The sequence below is a fragment of the Kitasatospora brasiliensis genome (assembly GCF_032654805.1).
GTDB classification, from domain to species: domain Bacteria; phylum Actinomycetota; class Actinomycetes; order Streptomycetales; family Streptomycetaceae; genus Kitasatospora; species Kitasatospora brasiliensis.
In genome coordinates this window covers 612,623-630,710 of the sequence record NZ_JAUOOW010000006.1, presented here as the reverse complement: position 1 = coordinate 630,710, position 18,088 = coordinate 612,623, and the positions used below count along the sequence as shown (strand labels likewise).

Here is an 18,088-nt window from a genome sequence, read left to right as displayed (position 1 = left end):
CCGGTGCGGAAGGCCTTCAGCAGTCCGCTGGCCTCGGTGTTCGTGATCGCGATGACGGTGCTCTGGACGGTCCCGACGCTGGGCCTGCTGGTGACCTCGCTGCGGCCCAAGCAGGACGTGACCGCCAACGGCTGGTGGAACGCCTTCCTCCACCCGGACTTCGGCCTCGGCAACTACCACTCGGTGCTGTTCGAGGGCGGTCCCGGGGTCTCCACCGGCCTGATGCCGTTCCTGGTCAACTCGCTGGCGATCAGCATCCCGGCGACGGTCTTCCCGCTGGCGCTCGCGGCGATGGCGGCGTACGCGCTGGCCTGGGTGCGCTTCCGGGGGAGCGACGCGGTGTTCTTCACGGTGTTCGCGCTCCAGGTGGTGCCGCTCCAGATGGCGCTGATCCCGCTGCTGCGGCTGTTCTCCGGTGGTGCCCACCTGGGCCCGCTGACGCTGATCCCGGCGGTTGACCTGAAGGGCAGCTACGCCACCGTCTGGCTGGCGCACACCATGTTCGCGCTGCCGCTGGCGGTGTTCCTGCTGCACAACTTCATCGCCCAGCTGCCGCGCGACCTGATGGAGGCCGCGGTGGTGGACGGGGCCTCCCACTTCAAGATCTTCCGGTCGATCGTGCTGCCGCTGTGCACCCCGGCGCTGGCCTCGTTCGCGATCTTCCAGTTCCTGTGGGTCTGGAACGACCTGCTGGTGGCGCTGACCTTCGCGGGTGGCACCCCGGAGGTGGCGCCGATGACGGTACGGCTGGCGCAGCTGTCCGGTTCGCTCGGCGGGCGGTGGGAGCTGCTCACGGCGGGGGCGTTCCTGTCGATCGTGGTGCCGCTGATCGTCTTCTTCAGCCTCCAGCGGTACTTCGTCCGGGGGCTGCTGGCCGGGTCGGTGAAGGGGTAGCCGGGGAGTCCTGGGTGGGAGGGGCGTGGTCGAAGCCGATCGAGGCCGATCGGGGCCGATCGGGGTCGGCCGGCCGGTCCGGACGGCCGGACCGGTCAGAACATTCTGAACGTGTTCAGTATCAACTTTTGAACCTGTTCAGAATGGTCTACAGTCGGCAGCGGCCGCGGCGCCGAGCGCGCCCGCCGGCGGACCGCCCCATGGGCGGCTTCCGCCTGCCCGCCGATCACTGAGGGGGACTCATGTCAGGCCTGTCCATGCCTGCCGCGCCCGATTCGCCAGGTTCGTCCGGTCCGTCCAGCCCGAACCGCTTGGCGGGCCCCGGGCCGCAGGGTGGGGCCACCCCGCGCCGCACCCCCGGCACGCCGGTGCCCTCGGCCACCGACTGGCTGCGCCGCAGCGACCCCGAGCGCCGGGCGGCGGCCACCCCGCGGGTCCTCCTGGCGGCCCTGGCCACCGGCCTGCTGACGGCCTGGCTGCTGTGCGACGGCATGGGCCCCAACCTGCTGCTGCTCGGCGGCACCGCCGCGGTCGGGGCCGGGATCGCCGCCAGGTCAGCCGGTCGGCGGATCCGGCCCTGGACGGTGGTGTGGAGCCTGCTCGCCCTCGCCCTGCTCGCCGTTCCGGCGCTGTGGGACGCCGGCTGGCCCGCCGCGCTGGCCGTCGGCGGCGCGCTGGCACTGGCCTCGCTGGCCCTGCACGGTGGCCGCCGCTGGCCGGGCGTGCTGCTCGCGTTGCCCGGCATCCTGTGGCAGCTGCTGTCCTCGGCGGTCTGGGCCTGGGAGACCATGGAGCGGCGGGCCGTGCCCGGCCGCGGCCGGATCGTCCCGGTGCTCAAGGCGCTTGCCGTCGCCGCCGCGCTGCTGACCGTCTTCGGCCTGCTGTTCGCCAGTGCCGACGCCGCCATGGCGGACCTGCTGGCGAACCTCAGCCCGAGCCTCGATCTCGACCGACTCCCGGCGCGCCTCCTGCTGTTCGTGCTCGGGACGCTCACCGCGCTGGGCTTCGCGCACATCGCGGCCGGCCCGCGCCGCTGGGACCGTACGGTGGTCCGGCCGGGCCGGGAGCGGCGCCGGCTGGAGTGGGCGCTGCCGCTGGTCGCGCTCGTTCTGATGTTCGGCGCCTTCGCGGTGATCCAGGCCGTCGTGGTGCTCGGCGGCGCGGACGCCGTGCTGGGCAACACCGGGATGAGCCGCTCCGAGTACGCCCGGCAGGGCTTCTGGCAGCTGAGCGTGATCACCGTGCTGACCCTGGTCGTGGTGGCGGTCGCCAAGCGCTGGGCCCCGCGCACCACGCCGACCGACCGCCGGGTGGCCCGGCTCCTGCTCGGGCTGCTCTGCCTGCTGGCGCTCGTCGTGGTCGCCTCGGCGCTCGGCCGGATGTGGTTCTACGTGGACGCCTCCGGGCTCACCCGGCTGCGGCTGTGGGTGCTGGTGGTCGAGGTCTGGCTGGGCGTGGTCTTCCTGCTGCTGATCGCCGCCGGGCTGACCCGTGGCGCCGACTGGCTGCCCCGCGTCGTCGTGCTCAGCGGCATGCTCACCGTCGCGGCGTACGGGCTGATGGGCCCGGACGCGATCGTCGCCGAGCAGAACGTCGCCCGGTACGAGCGGGCCCTGCGAGCCGACCCGCACACCGCGACCATCGACCTGCGCAACGTCCGCTCGCTCTCGGCGGACGCGGTGTCCGCGCTGGACCGGCTCCCCGACCCGCAGCGCACCTGCGCGCTCCTGCCGATCCGGCAAGGCCTGGAGCAGGGGGAGACGCCCTGGTACGCGGCCGGGGCCTCGGCCGCCCGGGCGCGGCAGATCCTGGCCGAGCGGCCGCTCAAGGAGCACGTGGTGGGCGGGCGCGGCGCGTGCGAGCAGGCGGGGCTGGCGCGCGACCGCTGGTGACGGATGCGGCCGGGCCGGTCGGGAGCTGTGCGCTCCCGACCGGCCCGGTGGCTGTTCGGCCAGTGTCCGCTTTTGATCGGTGTTCGCGTTTCGGCCGTATCCGAGTCCGGCCGTGTCCGAGTCCGGTCGCGTCCGCGTTTCCGTCGCGTCCGTGTTCGGCCGCGTCAGTGCATCGCGATGGCGGAGGAGTCGCTCGGCAGGTCGCTGGCCTTGGCCTTGATCACGAAGACCGCGACCAGCAGGGCGACCGCCGCGAGCGCCGCGCCCACGATGAAGCCGTGCGAAATGCCCTCGGTGAGCACGGTGTTGGCGGCGTCCGTACCCGGCGGGAACTCGTGGTGCTGCTGGAGGTAGGCCAGCTGCTCCGGCTTCGCGGTCTCCATGAACTTCGGCAGCTGCACGGCGCCTTCGGCCGTGGCGAAGTGCGCGAAGACCGTGGTCAGGATCGACAGGCCGAGCGAACCGCCGATCTGCTGCATCGAGTTGAGCAGACCGGAGGCCGCGCCGGTCTCCTCGCCCGGGACGCCCGCGACGGAGAGCAGCATCACCGGGACGAAGATCAGGCCCATGCCGAGGCCGAACACCACCGTGGGACCGAGCACCCCGTCCAGGTAGCCGCTGTCCTTGCCCATCTGGGTCAGCCAGGTGAGACCGATGGTGACCAGCAGCGCGCCGCCCGCCATGAACGGCTTCGGACCGTACTTGGTCTGGAGGTTGGAGGCGATCTGCGCGGCGATGATGATCGCGACACTGATCGGGAGGAAGGAGAAGCCGGCTTTCAACGGGCTGTAGCCGAGCGGACCCTGCACGAACAGCACGACGTAGAAGAAGATGCCGAACATGGCCGCGGCCAGGCAGAGCATCATCACCAGGCCGCCGGTGCGGTTGCGGTCGGCGAACAGGTGCATCGGGGTGATCGGCTGGGCGGTGCGCCTCTCGACCACGAGGAAGGCGGCGAGCAGGATCGCGCCGGCCGCGAAGGAGCCGAGCGTGATGCCGTCCGACCAGCCGTCCGAGGCGGCCCGGATGAACCCGTAGACCAGGCCGACCAGGCCGAGCGTGGAGGTGAACGCGCCGGGCAGGTCGAAGCGGCCCGCGTGGCGCTCGGACTCGGCGATGTAGCGCGGCGCGGCGATCGCGATCAGGATCGCGATCGGCACGTTGACGAAGAACACCCAGCGCCAGTTCAGGTACTCGGTGAGCAGGCCGCCGGCCAGCAGGCCGATCGCGGCGCCCGAGCCTGCCACCGCCGAGAACACGCCGAACGCCCGGTTGCGTTCCGGGCCTTCCTCGAAGTTTGTGGCGATCAGGGCGAACGCCGTCGGGGAACAGATCGCGCCGCCGATGCCCTGGAGCGCGCGGGCGGCCAGCAGCAGGCCGCTGTCCTGGGCGAAGCCACCGAGCAGCGAGGCCAGGCCGAACAGCAGGGTGCCGAAGACGAACACCCGCCGGCGGCCGAGGATGTCACCCGCGCGACCGCCGAGCAGCAGCAGTCCGCCGAAGGTCAGCGTGTAGGCGTTGATGACCCACGACAGGTCGGTGGTCGAGAAGTTCAGGGCGTCCCTGATGTGCGGCAGCGCGATGTTCACGATGGTGGCGTCGAGGACCACCATGAGCTGGCTGGCCGCGATGACGGTCAGGGTGATGCCCTTGCCCTGCCCCTGGCCTGCCCCCGGTGGCGAGTTCTTGCTGAGCGTGTCGGAGATAGCCACGAATGTGCCCCCCTGTTGGCTATGTGCTCGGTGGTGCGGGGCCGGCGTCGTTGCCGGTCCGGGCGTGGCGCTGCGCCCTTGCGCAGGCCTGGAAGGAACGGGATCGTTCACTAATTCGGACGATATCCTGGCCGTGATTGTGAACGCAAGCGTTCCTTAAGGGTGGTGGCGATGGAGCGGTTGATACGGCGCCTGGTGGCGGACCGGCCCGGTCGGCCGCCAGGCGGTTCGGTGGATGCCGGGTCGATGGGCGGCGGTTCGGCGGCTGCGCGGCCTGCGAGGGTGGGTGCGGAGGTGGGGGTGAGTGCCGAGGCCGGGGCTGATGCCGGGGTTGAGCCCGCCTTCTGCCCGGTGCGGTCCGCCCATGAAGCCCTGGTGCGCCCGGTGCGGCGCCGGGGGAAGGAGCTGGAGGCCGCGATCTTCGCGGCCGCGCTCGACCAGCTGACCTCCGGCGGATACGCGCGGCTGACCATGGAAGGGGTCGCCGGCGCGGCTCGGACCGGGAAGGCCGCGCTCTACCGGCGCTGGGCGTCCAAGGACGAACTCGTCATCGACGCCCTGGACGCCGCTCTCCCGCGCCCTTACGACACCCCCGATCTCGGGTCCGCACGCGATGAACTCCTCCAGCTCGTCATGGGGTTCACGGAGGCGATGACCTCCCGGGTGGGCTCGGCCCTCAACGCACTCATGGGCGAGATCGACCACGAGCGGGCCGAGGTCTTCAAGGGCTTCATCGCCGACCGGGTGATCGAGCCGACCGCGCGGACCATCCTGGAGATCCTGCGGCGCGGCGCCGAGCGCGGCGACGTCCGACCCGGTGCGGCCACCCCGCTGGTGGCGGACGTCATCCCGGCGATGCTGCTCTACCAGGTCAAGATCCGCGGGCTGGAGAACCTGGGGCCGGGCTTCGCCGACAGGCTCGTCGACGAGGTGCTGGAGCCGATGATCCGGGCGTGAGGGGCGGCGGGGGTGGCGGGGGTGGCGGGGTGCGCGGGCGGCCCAGGTGTGTGGGGGGCGAGGTGCGAGGGGTCGCGGTGCGAGGGGACGCGGATCCGGTGGCCGTGGGGCGGGCTTAGGCTGGAAGCTGTCCAGCGGAACGGAAACACGCCATGCCCATCGTCCCTCCGACGCACTCCGTCGAGCGCTCGCTCCGCCGGGCCGGCGCCAAGATCGTCGTCGGTCTCGACGAGGTCGGGCGCGGCGCCTGGGCCGGGCCGGTCACCGTGGGCGCGGCCGTCACCGGCCTGCGCAAGGCGCCGGAGGGGCTGACCGACTCCAAGCTGCTCACCGAACTGCGCCGCCGCGCGCTCGCCCCGGTCCTCGCCGACTGGGTCGCCGCGTACGCGCTCGGACAGGCCTCGGCGCAGGAGTGCGACAAGCTCGGCATGACGGCGGCGCTGCGGCTGGCCGCGGTCCGCGCGCTGGAGGCGCTGCCGGTCGAACCCGACGCGGTCATCCTGGACGGCAAGCACGACTACCTCGGCGGCCCCTGGCGGGTGCGCACGGTGATCAAGGGCGACCAGTCCTGCATCTGCGTCTCCGCCGCCTCGGTGCTCGCCAAGGTCCACCGTGACGGTCTGATGGCCGAACTGGGCGAGGGGTGCCCGGAGTACGGCTTCGCCGACAACGCCGGCTATCCGTCCCCGGTGCACCGCGCCGCGCTGGAGGAGTTCGGCCCCACCGGGCACCACCGGATCTCCTGGGCGTACATGGACGGCCTGTCGAAGTGGCGCCATCTCAAGCGCGTCCGGGAGGGCGCGGGCGACACCCAGGGGTCCGCCGACGAACAGTTGACGCTCGGTTTCTGACGGTCCGTCTGGAATTGCCCCGGGAGGGGGCGGCGAGGGGTCAGTGCCCAATGGGTGGGGTGCCGGTGCGCGCCCCACCGGCATTTGATAGATATCCGGGTATGCCTGTCATCCCCGAGGAGCCGGAGATTCACGAGAGCCTTCCGGGCCCCGGCGTTCCCTTCCCTCGCGAGTCGGACGCACAAGCCCCCGCCACCGCACCCACAGCCACCGTCGCCGCCCCGGCCCCGGTGCCCGGCCCCCGCTCGGCGTCCCCGCGCCCGGCCCCGCCGCGCCCCGCCCCGCCGCGACTGATCCCCAAGCCCGGGCCGGCGCCGCGCCGCCCGGCCTCCGCCGCGCCGCAGGTGGAGGTCCAGCGGATCGCCGCCACCCCGGCGCAGGCGGTGGAGCGCGCCGACGACGCGCTCGACCTGCTGCTGGAGTCCGGCCGCAACCCGGGCGACATCCTGGTGCTGACGGTCGGCGAGACGCACCCCTGGCAGCAGCACGAACTCTCCTTCGGCGAGGAGCACTACTGGGCGCAGCTCGCCGAGGGCGGGGACGTGTTCTACGCGGACGCCGCGCTGACCCGTCCGGTCAGTCGCGAGGTGGTCGTCCTGGTGGTCAACGGCGGACCGTCCGCCCGGGCCGCCGAGGCGTACACCAAGGCGCTCGGCCACGCGAGCTCGCTGCTGCTGGTCTGCGGCGACGCCGGCCCGGCTGCCGCGGCCGGATCCACGACGGGCCGCCCGGTCAACGCCTGATCGCAACCGTCCAGTTCGGGCCCGGTGCCGCCGTACGGTGCCGGGCCCGAGGTCGGTACCGCGGCGGGCGGCGGGCGGTGGTCGGTGGCGGATGCCGTCGCGGTTCGGCTGGGCGCCCGGTGGGCCGGCGAGGCCGCCGGGCCCGCGGGCTCAGCGGGTGCCGGTGCGGCGGGTCGGCTCGGGCGTGGCGACCCGCGCCGGGCCCCACGGGGGCTCGGACTGCGGGGAGCGCTCCGCTTCCTCGCCGCGCTGGGCCTGTTCGGGCGCCAGTCGGCGGGTGCGCCGGCCGCGTGGCGCGTCGAGTGTCGGGCGCGGCGGCAGCTCCGTCACGGTGTGCACCGGCCCGTCGGCCCAGGAGCCCGCGTGCGGCTTGCGCCCGTTCCGACCGTCCCCGAGGACCTGCCAGCCCGCCGGGGTGAGTCCGATGTACGCGCCGCAGCGCAGCCCGTGCAGTACGGACGCGTCCCGTAGCGCCCACATCCAGGCGCCGTCCTGCTCCGTCCAGCCGGGCGCGCCGTCGCGACAGCGCAGCAGCACGGCCGTCCGGGTCGGCTCGGGCAGTCGCAGGTCGTGCGGGATGATCCGGCGCAGGTGCGTCAGCAGGGCGTTGCGGTGCTGCCATCCGTCGGTGTCGTGCGGCCAGGGGGTGAACGAGGCCGAGGCGGCGAGGTGGTGGAGCGCGTCCAGGACGCCGACCACGATGGTGCCCTGCTGGGGCAGGTGTCGCTGGTGCAGCTCCAGGACGAACTCGCGGGGGTCGCGCAGCAACGGGATCCCCGAGGCGGCCCAGGTCTCCAGGTCCAGCACCCGTCTGGGTTCGGGACTCCCGGAGAAGGGATTCTGACCTCGGTCGATGCCGTTGATCACGATCCTCCTTCCTGGCCCGTGGGCAGGCGGGTGCCTGGGTACGCCGAAGGGCGGGTCCAGCGGACCGGGTTTCGGGTACCTCCCGATTCTCGGGGCATCGGGGGTGGAGCGGCAACGATGAAATTATGAACGCCATCCGATAGCCCATGGTCTGTCGGATATGTTCCACCGCGGTGCGAACGTCGGCGAGGCGCCTCCGGGCCTTGATCCACAACGTCCGGAGGGCGGGGCGAACCGTCATCGGCATGGGGACCGCTCCTTTCTCGGGCCGTTCGACCGGTGTGATCGAAATCGCTTCGTCCGATCCTTTCTGTTAGGCCGTTCGGGTGAGGCGAACGGCTTCTGCGGCGGCTTTTTGCCGCCCTGTCACCCCTGCACGGCCAGCACCAGCGGCAGCACCGCGCTCGCCCCCGCCCGGCGCAGCAGCCGGGCGGCCACGGTGACCGTCCACCCGGAGTCGACGAGGTCGTCCACCAGCAGCACCGGCCCGCCGGCGGCCGCGACCGCCTGCTCCACCTCCGGAGGCAGCACCAACGCGCCGGCCAGCGAGTGCAGCCGCTGGGCGCTGTTGCTGCGCGCGCCGTGCGGCGGCAGGCCGCCGGCGTACTCGATCCGGCCGAGCAGCGGCAGCCGCCCGACCTCGGCGATTCGAGCGCCGAGGCTGCCGACCAGCTGGGGCCTGGTCGAGGAGGCCATGGTCACCACGCCGACCGGCCGCTCCAGCCGGGCCCCCTCCGCCGTCGCGGGTCCGGCCCAGCCGCCCGGACCGCGGGCCCAATCGGCGAGCACCGCCACCAGCGCGTCCACCGCCTCGCCGGGCACCGGTACGTCCGGAGCCTGCTCGGCGAGCAGGGTACGCAGCCGGTTGCCCCAGCCGATGTCGGACAGTCGGCCGAGCGCCCGGCCGGTCTCCGCCTGCTCGCCCGCCGGGATCCGCCCCTTGAGCGGCACCCCGAGCGCGTCCATCCCGGTCGGCCAGAGGCGGCGCGGCTCGAAGCTCACGCCCGGGCGGCCGAGCGCGGCCCGGGCGGCGGCCAGGGTCTCGGCGGAGACGTCCGGAGTGTGCAGCGGCCCCGCGCAGTTGTCGCACCGCCCGCACGGCGCGGCCTCCTCGTCGTCCAGCTGCCGGCGCAGGAACTCCATCCGGCAGGCGCTGGTCGCCGCATACTCGCGCATCGCCCGCTGCTCCGCCTCCCGGGAGGCGGCGACCTTGGCGTAGCGGGCGGTGTCGTACTCCCAGCTCTGCCCGGTGGCCGTCCATCCGCCCTTGACCCGGCGGACGGCGCCGTCCACGTCGAGCACCTTGAGCATGGTCTCCAGCCGGGCCCGGCGCAGGTCCACCCGGGGCTCCAGGGCGGCGGTGGAGAGCGTGCGGCCGGCCTCGGCCAGCGCGTCGATGGTGCGGCGCACCTGCTCCTCCGGCGGGAAGGCCAGGGACGCGAAGTAGCGCCAGATCGCCTCGTCCTCGCGCCCGGGCAGCAGCAGCACCTCGGCCCGGTCCACGCCACGGCCGGCCCGGCCGACCTGCTGGTAGTAGGCGATCGGCGAGCTGGGCGAGCCGAGGTGCACCACGAAGCCGAGGTCGGGCTTGTCGAAGCCCATGCCGAGCGCGGAGGTGGCGACCAGCGCCTTGACCTGGTTGGCCAGCAGATCGGCCTCGGCGGTGCGGCGCTCGGCGTCCTCGGTGCGGCCTGAATAGGAGGCCACCGGGAAGCCGCGTTCGCGCAGGAAGGCCGTCACCTCCTCGGCCGCGGCCACCGTCAGGGTGTAGACGATGCCCGAACCGGGGAGCCGGTCGAGGTGGTCGGCCAGCCAGGCGAGGCGGTGCGCCGGGTCGGCCAGGGAGAGCACGCCCAGGGTGAGGCTCTCCCGGTCGAGCGGCCCGCGCAGCACCAGGGCGTGCTCGTCGGTGGCGCCGGTGCCGAGCTGCTCGGCGACGTCCGCGGTGACCCGGGCGTTGGCGGTGGCGGTGGTGGCCAGCACCGGGACGCCGGGCGGCAGGTCCGCGAGCATGGTGCGCAGCCGGCGGTAGTCGGGGCGGAAGTCGTGCCCCCAGTCCGAGATGCAGTGGGCCTCGTCGACCACCAGCAGGCCGGTGGATGCGGCGAGCTCGGGCAGCACCTGGTCGCGGAAGTCCGGGTTGTTCAGCCGCTCCGGGCTGACCAGCAGGATGTCGACCTTCCCGGCGGCGACCTCCTCCTGGATCCCGGCCCACTCGTCGGTGTTGGCCGAGTTGATGGTGCGGGCGTGGATGCCGGCCCGGCCGGCCGACTCGACCTGGTTGCGCATCAGGGCGAGCAGCGGCGAGACGATCACCGTCGGCCCGGCGCCGCGGGCCCGGAGCAGGGCGGTGGCGATGAAGTAGACCGCGGACTTCCCCCAGCCGGTGCGCTGGACGACGAGGGCGCGGCGGCGGTCGACCACGAGGGCCTCGATGGCCGTCCACTGGTCCTCACGCAGGGTGGCTCCAGGGCCGGCGAGCTCGCGCAGGACGGCTTCGGCCCGCGCCCGGACCTCAGCGCGGTCGGCGGTGGCGGTGGTGTGGATGTCGGGCTGCTGCATGGCGTCCATGTAACCCCGTACCTCCGACAAGCGGCGAATTCGGGGGAGCGGAGGCAGGGGAAGGCCGGGTGTATTTCATCCGCTGGTCCGCTGAACGGGAGTCAAATTCCACTCGCGAGAGCGAGTTTCGCCTGCTCCGAATGAGTGAAGGGAAATTCGAGGGCGGAGTTATCCACAGGAAAAGAGGAGTTTCGGTGGTTTTCGCGGATCGCGTCCACTCTTGCGGCCATGAACGCGATGAACAACGAACACGTCATTCTGTCCCTCGGCCCGGCCTCCGATCACCGGCCGGTCGTCATGCGCGGTCCGGCCGACATGGCCGAGCTGCTCCCGTATTTCCTGGGCTTCTATCCCGACGACAGCATCGTCGCGGTGGGGCTGCACGGTCCCGGCCTGCATCAGGGCGGGGTGATCCGGGCGGACTTGCCGCAGGCGCCCGAGCAGTGGCCGGCCGCGGCTGAGGAGACGGCCGCCCTGCTGGTCGCCCTCTCCGAGCGGCACGGCGCCCGGCCGCTCCAGGTGCTCCTCTACCTCTGCCGGGATTCCGGCGCGGCCCGCACCCCGCCGGTGGTGGACGGGCTGCAACCGCTGGCGGAGGCCCTTCGGGCGGCCTTCGGGCGCCGGGGAGTGGCCGTCAAGGAGTCGCTGTGCGTCTCCGACGGCCGCTGGTGGTCCTTCCTGTGCCGCGGCGACGGCTGCTGCGATCCGGCGGGCAATCCGGTGCGGCGCAGTCCCGGTCCCGGTCCGGCGGCCGCCGCCGCGACGGTGGCTGGTCTGGTGCCGCGCGGCAGCCGGAAGGCGATCATCGGCGGGCTGAATCCGGTCGGCCCGCCCCAGGACACCGTCCAGCGCGAGGCGTTCGCCCGGGCCGAGGCCGTGGACGCCCTTGCCCGGGAGCAGCGCATCGGCCTGCTCGACCAGGCCGTCGCCGAGTTCCAGGCCGGAGCGAAGGAGCTCGACGCGGACCGGACGGCCCTGCTGCTGCTCGCCCTGCGGGACCGCCTGGTGCGGGACCGCGGCGTCGAGTACGCCCGGCCCTCGGAGCTGGCGTCGGCCGAGCGGCTCTGGCGCTTCCTCGCCCGGCGGGCGGTGCCGCCGTACGAGGGCTGCGCGGTCGCCCCGCTCACCCTGCTGGCCTGGACGTCCTGGGTCGCCGGGGACACGGCGACGGCCCGGGTGGTGCTCGGCCACGTCCTGAGGCTCGCCCCGGGGTACCTGCTGGCCGAGCTGCTCTTCGAGTCGCTCAACGACGGTATGACGCCCCAGGGCTTGCTGGCCGCCGTCGAGGCCCAGCGCCGGCGGCGCGAGGGGGCCGCAGTCATGCCGGCCCCCATCGGCGGGCCCACGGGGGTGGCGCCCGTCGCCGAGGGGCCGCCGCCCGCCGTAGATGCGCCGTCCGCGGGCGAAGCGGGTCCCGGGCCCGCCGTCCCGGCTACGGACGGGGCCGCGGGGGAGCGATCCGGGCGGCGGCACCGGCGGGGTGGCCGCCGTAAGGGCTCGCCCACCACGGCGGCGCCGACCGAGCACGGTCCGGGCGCCCCTGGCGGCTCCGAAGGCCCGGAACCGCAGGGCGGCGCAGGGCCGGTCGCCCTGCTGCCGGCGCCCGGGCGGGCCGTGACGCCCGAGCACTCCCGGGCGACCGGGGAGCGGCCCGCACGGGGCCTGCGGCTCGGCCGGACGGCGTCGGGCGCGCACGCCGCCGCCCGCACCGGACTCCACCGCTGCCGGGGCGTCCGCCGGGCGACGAGAGGCGGCCACCGTGCGCACTGAACCGCTCCCCGCCGCCACGCCGGGCCGTTGGTCGCTACGCCTCGCCGTGCGCCATCTTGATCAGGCGGTCCAACACCTTGCCGCCGCTCACCCGAAGGCCGTCGTGCTCCCACTCGTTGGTGATCCAGGTCCGCAGGCCGCGCACCGCACGGGCGGTCTCCAGCGAGTCGGCGGTGTCCACGTACATGTCGTCGTGGTACACCGCCGCGACGACGGGCACGGTGTTGGCGGCCAGCCGTGCCCGGTCGTACAGGTCGGGCCAGTCGGTGCGGGCGGCGAGCAGCTCCGCCGTCTCCTTCAGCGGGCGCAGCGCCGGGTCGGTGTCGAACATCCAGGGGTAGATCATCTCCCCGGTGAACAGCACCGGCGCGTCGGACCCGAGCGCGGCCCGGGCGTCGAACTGGGGGAACTCCTTGCGGACCCGCTCGGCAGCCCAGGCGGTGCCGCCCTGGTCCACCGATCGCTGGCCGTAGATCGACTCGTGCAGTACCGCGTAGAGCGGACCGCCCGCGAAGGAGAGCTGGGCCTGGGCGCCGGCCAGGAAGGTGTCGGAGAGCTCGGGCCCGGCCACACCCTCCACCCAGGCCTCCTCCAGCAGGTAGTGCAGTGTGCCGGAGCCGCTGCCGCCGCCGAGCATCAGTCCGAGGGCCTGGAACGCCTCGACGGTGAGCCGCCCGCCGTCCGGCAGGGTCGCGGGGGAGTCGGCGAGGTGGGCGGCGATCCGGCGCACAGCCTCGACGTCCTGCGGGAACCGGGCGTAGTGGCCCTCGTTCTTGCCGACCACGCGCGGGTAGGCGGCGCGGTAGACGTCGTCGGCCGAGCTGCCCAGCCCGGCGAGGCCGCCGGTGATGAAGGCCTCGGTCAGGCCCTCGGGTGCGATGGAGAGGTAGGTGAGGGTGCAGAAGCCGCCGAAGCTCTGGCCGAGCACGCTCCAGCGTCGGTCGGCGCCGAGCAGCCGCTCGCGGATCAGCTCGGCGTCCCGGACGATCGAGTCCGCGCGGAAGTGGGCGAGGTAGTCCGCCTGTGCCTGCGGGCCACCGCGCCGGGCGAGGCTCTGCCGGGTGGCGGGAGTGGACCGCCCGGTGCCGCGCTGGTCGAGCAGGAGCACCCGGTAGTCGTCCAGGGCGCGATCCAGCCAGGCGTCCCGGCCGAGCGGCCGGGCGGCCTTGCCGCCCGGCCCGCCCTGGAGGAAGACCAGCCAGGGCAGGTCGTCCCGCTCGCGGCCTGCGGCCACCACCTCGCGGGCGTACACCTCGATCTGCTCGCCCTGCGGGGCCGCGTGGTCGAGCGGCAGCTGGAAGACGTGGTCGGTCGTCACAATCCCGGGCAGCCGGCTGATGGTGGACATGCAACTCCTCGGTCTCTGCTGGTCACAGCGGTGGCGTCGCGGTTCACGGGGTCACCGGGTGCGGGGGCCGCGACCCCCGCACCGTATCCTGGCGGCGGTCGAGCACCGGTTCGACCGCACAGCCCGCCCCGATCGGACGGCCGACACGGGCCGACGACCGGCCCGAGCCGGTCCCGTGACGGCCCGGACGGCAGGGTGTCGACCTCGGACCGGGGCGGTGACGCGTCTGTGGCGAGGCCCCGGTGACGTTCCGACGAAAGCGGTACGACCGCCGGGCGGAGCCGCCCGACCAGCGGCGCAGTGGCGGGGCGTGACCTGGTGGCGGTGCGCGGCGTTGACTCCGGGGGTCTTGGCTCGGGCGGGCCGAACTCCGGGCGGTGCGAACCGGGCCGCCCGGGCAGCGGCAGCGGCCGGCCGTCGGTACGGCACCGCATCCGGTCGCCCCACGGGGCCGGACGGTCCGGCGAGTGCACGGGCCAGGGGGAAGGGCGCCACCGGCAGGCCGGGGCGCCGGACCTGACGGCGTACCGGGCACGGTCGCGGGCCCCGGAGCGAAGGCGCGGCGCGTCGGTACCGATCCGGTACCGGGCACCGCATGGCACGATCCGTCACCGGGTACGGCCAGACACGGCACACCCGCCGACGGGACACCCCGCCGGCCCGGCACCATCAGCACGCGATCGAGCATGCTCGCGGCCCACCGGCCTGACCCGGCCACCGGACCGCCGAGGGGAGGAGAGTCCGGTGACCGCCATGAGGCCACCACAGGCCATGCCGGCCGAGAGCGTGGTCGGCGCGCCGCCCAGGCTGGTGGGCCGTCCCGACCAGGTCCCGGCGACAGGTCCAGCGGGCGCACCCGCCGGACCGGGCCGCCCACCGGCCCCGCCACGCCCGCAGCCGCCCGCCGTCCACCACGCGGTCATCTGCGTCAACGCCCCGGCGATGGCCGCCTCCGGCCCCGACGGCCAGCTGCGCGGCCACGGCCTGCACGGCTTCTACCGCAACGGCGTCCGGGTGCTCGCCCGGATGGAGCTGCGCCTGGGCGGCATGGAACCGCTGCCGCTCCAGGGCACCCTGACCAGCACCGCCCAGGCCCGCTTCCTCGGCGCCGTGCGCCTCCCCGGCGACCTCGATCCGGATCCGGCGCTCACCGTCGAGCGGCTGCGCCATGCGGACGGCGTGGAGACGGTGGTGGTGCGCAACACCGGTGCGCGGCCCGCCCGACTGCCACTGGAGATAGCCCTCGGCACCGACCTCGGCCCGGTCGCCGAGATCGCCGCCGGGCACCGCCAGCCCGACCTGCCGGGCCAGGTGCAGTCCGCCGGGCTGCGCTGGACGGGGCCGGTGCACAGCGCCGTGGTCAGCGCCCAGCCCTCCCCGCACGCCGTGCTGGCCGGTGCCGGAGTGCTCCGCTGGGACTTGGAGGTCCAGCCCGGAGCCCGCTGGTCCGTCGAGCTGCACACCGAGCTGGAGAGCGCCGCCGCCGGCCCGCGCCCGCCAGGCGGACGCGGCACCGGGGTCCCGCTGCCCTGGTCCGAGCCGGAGGTCCGCAGCGACGACGCCCGGGCCGCCGTGCTGGTCTCCCGCTCGCTGGACGCCCTCGGCGGGCTGCTGTTCGCCGATCCGGACCGCCCGACCGACCTCTACCCGGCCTCCGGCGTGCCCTGGCGCTTCGGCCTCGCCCCGGCCGACGCGCTCTGGGCCGCCCGGCTGACCCTGCCGCTCGGCACCCGGCTGGCGGCCGGCACCCTCCGGGCGCTGGCCCGCCGCCAGCAGCCCGCCGCCCCGGGCCGCACCGAGGGCCTGCTGCCCGGCGCCCTGCGCCACGGCGGCCCCGAGCTGCCGCCCACCTGCACCGCCACCGAGGCGACACTGCTGTTCGTCACGGTGCTGGCCGAGGCCTGGCGCTGGGGCTTGCCTCGTGCGGAGGTCATCGAACTGCTCCCGGCCGCCGAGCGGGCGCTGGCCGCCCTGCGCGAGGGCCTGGTCGACGGCTTCGTCACCGACCTGAGCCGTCCGGCCGAGGAGCGCTCGGCCCACCCGGTCGCCGCCCGGGCCGAGGTCCAGGCGCAGGCCCACCGCGCCGCCCTGCACGGGGCCGAGCTGCTGGAGGCCTTCGGCCGACCGGGGGCCGAGGAGTGGCGCGGCTGGGCCGCCGCGTTGCGCGGGCGCTTCCGCGAGCGGTTCTGGATCGACGACCTGTCCGGCGGCCGCCCCGCGGCCGGGCTGGCGCCGGGTGGCCAGCCGCTGCCCGCCGTCGCCGCCTCCCTGGTGCACCTGCTGGACACCGGGCTCGCCGTCGACGGCGGTCGGCACGAGAGCCTGCTGGAGCGCGAGCAGACCAGGCTGCTCGCCCAGCGTCTGGTCGCGCCGGAGCTGGACAGCGGCTGGGGCCTGCGGACCCTGAGCGCCAAGTCCCCCCGCTTCAACCCGCTCGGCCACCGCGGCGGTGCGGTGCGGGTCCACGAGACGGCGCTGGCGGTCGCCGGGCTGGCCGAGGCCGGCCATGAGAACGAGGCCGGCACCCTGCTGGAGGGGTTGCTCGCCGCGGGCGCCTACTTCGAGGGACGGCTGCCGGAGATGTACGCGGGGGAGCAGCGCGTCCCCGGCTGCCCGCCGGTGCCGCACCCGGCTGCCTGCCGCCCGGCGGCGGTCTCCGCGGCCGGTGCCGTGCATGCGGTGTTCGCCCTCGCCGGGGTCCGGCCCGATGTCCCGGGCAGGCGGGTGCTGGTCCGCCCGGCCAGCACCGCACCACTCGGCGAGTTGGAGCTGACCGGTCTGCGGGTGGCGGGCGAGCCCTTCTCCGTCCGGGTCAGCCGGATCGGCGTGGCGATGGTGGAGGAGGCGTCGACGGACCTGCAACTCGTCGCCCGCTGAGCCCGCCGCCGCGGGTTCGCGTCCAGGCGCCGGTGACACCGGGTCACCGGCGTCGGGCCACCGGCCCCGCGCCCACCCGCGCGCGAACCGTGCCCGAGCCGGGGCCGGGCGGGGGCACCGACCTTGGGCGGTCCGCCTATGGGCCTGTGCTTATCGTCAGAGAGACGACTATGATCGTGACCATGTCGCGTTACGATCCGTCGGCCTTCCCCCCGTTCGCTGTCACGGTTGACCTGGTGGTGCTGACGGTGCGCGACCACTCGCTCTGCGCCCTGCTGGTCAGACGAGGAGAGCCGCCGTTCCAGGGGTACTGGGCACTGCCCGGCGGCTTCGTCCGCCCGGACGAGGGCCTGGCCGAGGCCGCCTCCCGCGAGCTGGCCGAGGAGACCGGCCTGCGCGCCCACACGGCCCCCGGCCACGACGCGGTCGGCCCCGGCGCGGCCGGCGCCCACCTGGAGCAGCTCGCCACCTACGGCCACCCGCAGCGCGACCCCCGGATGCGCGTGGTCAGCGTCGCCTACCTGGTGCTAGCCCCCGACCTGCCGACGCCCCGGGCCGGCGGCGACGCCAGCGGCGCGCGCTGGGCCCCGGTCGGCGAACTCCTCGGGGAGAACCCGGCAGACGGCGTCCCGCTCGCCTTCGACCACGGCCTGATCCTCGCCGACGGTGTGGAGCGCGCCCGCTCCAAGATCGAGTACTCCTCCCTCGCCACCGCCTTCTGCCCGACCGAGTTCACCGTCGGTGAGCTGCGCCGGGTCTACGAGGCGGTCTGGGGTGTGGTGCTGGACCCGCGGAACTTCCACCGCAAGGTCACCGGCACCCCCGGCTTCCTGTTGCCCTCCGGCGGTACGACGACCCGTCAGGGCGGACGCCCGGCCCAGCTGTTCACCGCCGGCGGCGCGACGGTCCTCAACCCGCCCATGCTCCGCCCGGAGTCCTGACCCGCACCGGATACCGCCCGCCCTCGAAGCCGCCCAGCGTCGCCCCGCCCGGCCCCGCCCGGCCCCGCCCGGCCCCGCCACACCCCCGTCGCGGGCAGCCGAATGGCCGGGCCTGGCTGCGAAGCCGGGGACGGCGGCGCAGAGTTTCGGTGGACGCTCCGGCCGCAGGGCCGGGGACCTTCCGGACCGAGGGAGCCCCGCGATGCCCATCGATGACTGCGAGAACCAGCGAGCCCTCGTCGAGGGCCTGGCGGCGGACTACCGGAGCCTTGAGAAGACCACCGCCGACACGGAGCAGGAGCTGGCTCGGTTGCAGGCCGAGCAGGCGCCGCCCGAGACCATCGCCGCCGTCCAGGGGCGACTGGCCGCCGAACAGGAGCAACTGGGCGAGCTCACCGTCGAGGGTCAGGCCGCCGTCGACGAGTTCCACGCGGTGTGCGGCGGCAGGCCACTTCCGACGCCGCCCTGGCCGGCTCGGTGACAGCCGCCCGCCAGGCTCGGCCGAAACCCGGGAGCGGACCGGCTGCCCGTGAATCGCAGGATCGGATTTTCCCCTGATCGGGTGAGGCGGGCAGCCGGCGGGCCCGTGCCGTTCCCGTAATGCCCGGAATAGCCGTCACCGCCCCCTAATGTGCTGGCGCGGAGCCGCGCGGGTGCACGCCCGTCCACCCGGG

General features: G+C 74.6%; 13 protein-coding genes. 9 read left to right on the top strand and 4 right to left on the bottom strand.

Annotated elements, in window-relative coordinates; all coding sequences use genetic code 11:
* The first annotated feature begins 3 nt into the window (after positions 1–3).
* Both QWJ13_RS25605 and QWJ13_RS25600 read left to right on the top strand, forming a co-directional pair.
* Positions 4–894: a carbohydrate ABC transporter permease gene (locus QWJ13_RS25605; RefSeq protein WP_316527309.1), complete on the top strand. Its 891-nt coding sequence runs from the start codon at positions 4–6 to the stop codon at positions 892–894.
* Between the two features lie 311 nt (positions 895–1,205).
* Positions 1,206–2,786 carry a DUF4153 domain-containing protein gene (locus QWJ13_RS25600; protein WP_316527308.1) on the top strand — a complete coding sequence of 527 codons (1,581 nt, stop codon included), beginning with the start codon at positions 1,206–1,208 and terminating at the stop codon, positions 2,784–2,786.
* A 164-nt stretch (positions 2,787–2,950) separates the two neighbouring features.
* On the opposite strand, the gene QWJ13_RS25595 is transcribed toward QWJ13_RS25600, so the two are convergent.
* A complete protein-coding gene (locus tag QWJ13_RS25595; RefSeq protein ID WP_432277597.1) occupies positions 2,951–4,498 on the bottom strand; it encodes an MFS transporter in 1,548 nt (515 codons plus the stop codon).
* 300 nt (positions 4,499–4,798) lie between these two features.
* On the opposite strand from QWJ13_RS25595, the gene QWJ13_RS25590 reads away from it, so the two are divergent.
* The 3 genes from QWJ13_RS25590 to QWJ13_RS25580 all read left to right on the top strand — a co-directional run bounded on the left by QWJ13_RS25590 (position 4,799) and on the right by QWJ13_RS25580 (position 7,049).
* Complete coding sequence (locus tag QWJ13_RS25590) at positions 4,799–5,455, top strand: TetR/AcrR family transcriptional regulator (RefSeq protein WP_316527307.1); 657 nt, start codon at positions 4,799–4,801, stop codon at positions 5,453–5,455.
* A 152-nt stretch (positions 5,456–5,607) separates the two neighbouring features.
* On the top strand, positions 5,608–6,306 hold the full coding sequence (gene rnhB, locus QWJ13_RS25585) for a ribonuclease HII (protein WP_316527306.1): 699 nt from the start codon (positions 5,608–5,610) through the stop codon (positions 6,304–6,306).
* 101 nt (positions 6,307–6,407) lie between these two features.
* Entirely contained in the window at positions 6,408–7,049 is a 642-nt protein-coding gene (locus QWJ13_RS25580; RefSeq protein WP_316527305.1) for a hypothetical protein, read from the top strand.
* 150 nt (positions 7,050–7,199) lie between these two features.
* Here the strand turns inward: QWJ13_RS25580 and QWJ13_RS25575 are convergent, their stop codons facing one another.
* Both QWJ13_RS25575 and QWJ13_RS25570 read right to left on the bottom strand, forming a co-directional pair.
* Positions 7,200–7,916 carry a hypothetical protein gene (locus tag QWJ13_RS25575; RefSeq protein ID WP_316527304.1) on the bottom strand — a complete coding sequence of 239 codons (717 nt, stop codon included), beginning with the start codon at positions 7,914–7,916 and terminating at the stop codon, positions 7,200–7,202.
* 366 nt (positions 7,917–8,282) lie between these two features.
* Complete coding sequence (locus tag QWJ13_RS25570) at positions 8,283–10,478, bottom strand: RecQ family ATP-dependent DNA helicase (RefSeq protein ID WP_316527411.1); 2,196 nt, start codon at positions 10,476–10,478, stop codon at positions 8,283–8,285.
* A gap of 228 nt (positions 10,479–10,706) precedes the next feature.
* Between QWJ13_RS25570 and QWJ13_RS25565 the strand changes: the two genes are divergently transcribed.
* Complete coding sequence (locus tag QWJ13_RS25565; RefSeq protein WP_316527303.1) at positions 10,707–12,248, top strand: DUF4192 domain-containing protein; 1,542 nt, start codon at positions 10,707–10,709, stop codon at positions 12,246–12,248.
* 34 nt (positions 12,249–12,282) lie between these two features.
* Here QWJ13_RS25565 and QWJ13_RS25560 read toward each other — a convergent pair whose 3' ends face one another.
* The gene (locus QWJ13_RS25560) at positions 12,283–13,596 is read right to left on the bottom strand and encodes an alpha/beta fold hydrolase (protein ID WP_316527302.1); all 1,314 of its coding nucleotides are present in this window, start codon (positions 13,594–13,596) and stop codon (positions 12,283–12,285) included.
* A 753-nt stretch (positions 13,597–14,349) separates the two neighbouring features.
* Here QWJ13_RS25560 and QWJ13_RS25555 point away from each other — a divergent pair.
* The 3 genes from QWJ13_RS25555 (at position 14,350) to QWJ13_RS25545 (ending at position 17,895) form a co-directional block, all read left to right on the top strand.
* Positions 14,350–16,473, top strand: coding sequence for an amylo-alpha-1,6-glucosidase (locus tag QWJ13_RS25555; protein WP_316527410.1), 2,124 nt, complete (start codon positions 14,350–14,352; stop codon positions 16,471–16,473).
* A 182-nt stretch (positions 16,474–16,655) separates the two neighbouring features.
* On the top strand, positions 16,656–17,414 hold the full coding sequence (locus QWJ13_RS25550; protein WP_316527301.1) for an NUDIX hydrolase: 759 nt from the start codon (positions 16,656–16,658) through the stop codon (positions 17,412–17,414).
* A 202-nt stretch (positions 17,415–17,616) separates the two neighbouring features.
* Positions 17,617–17,895, top strand: a complete 279-nt coding sequence (locus QWJ13_RS25545; RefSeq protein ID WP_316527300.1) for a hypothetical protein — start codon at positions 17,617–17,619, stop codon at positions 17,893–17,895.
* The last annotated feature ends 193 nt before the right edge of the window (positions 17,896–18,088 follow it).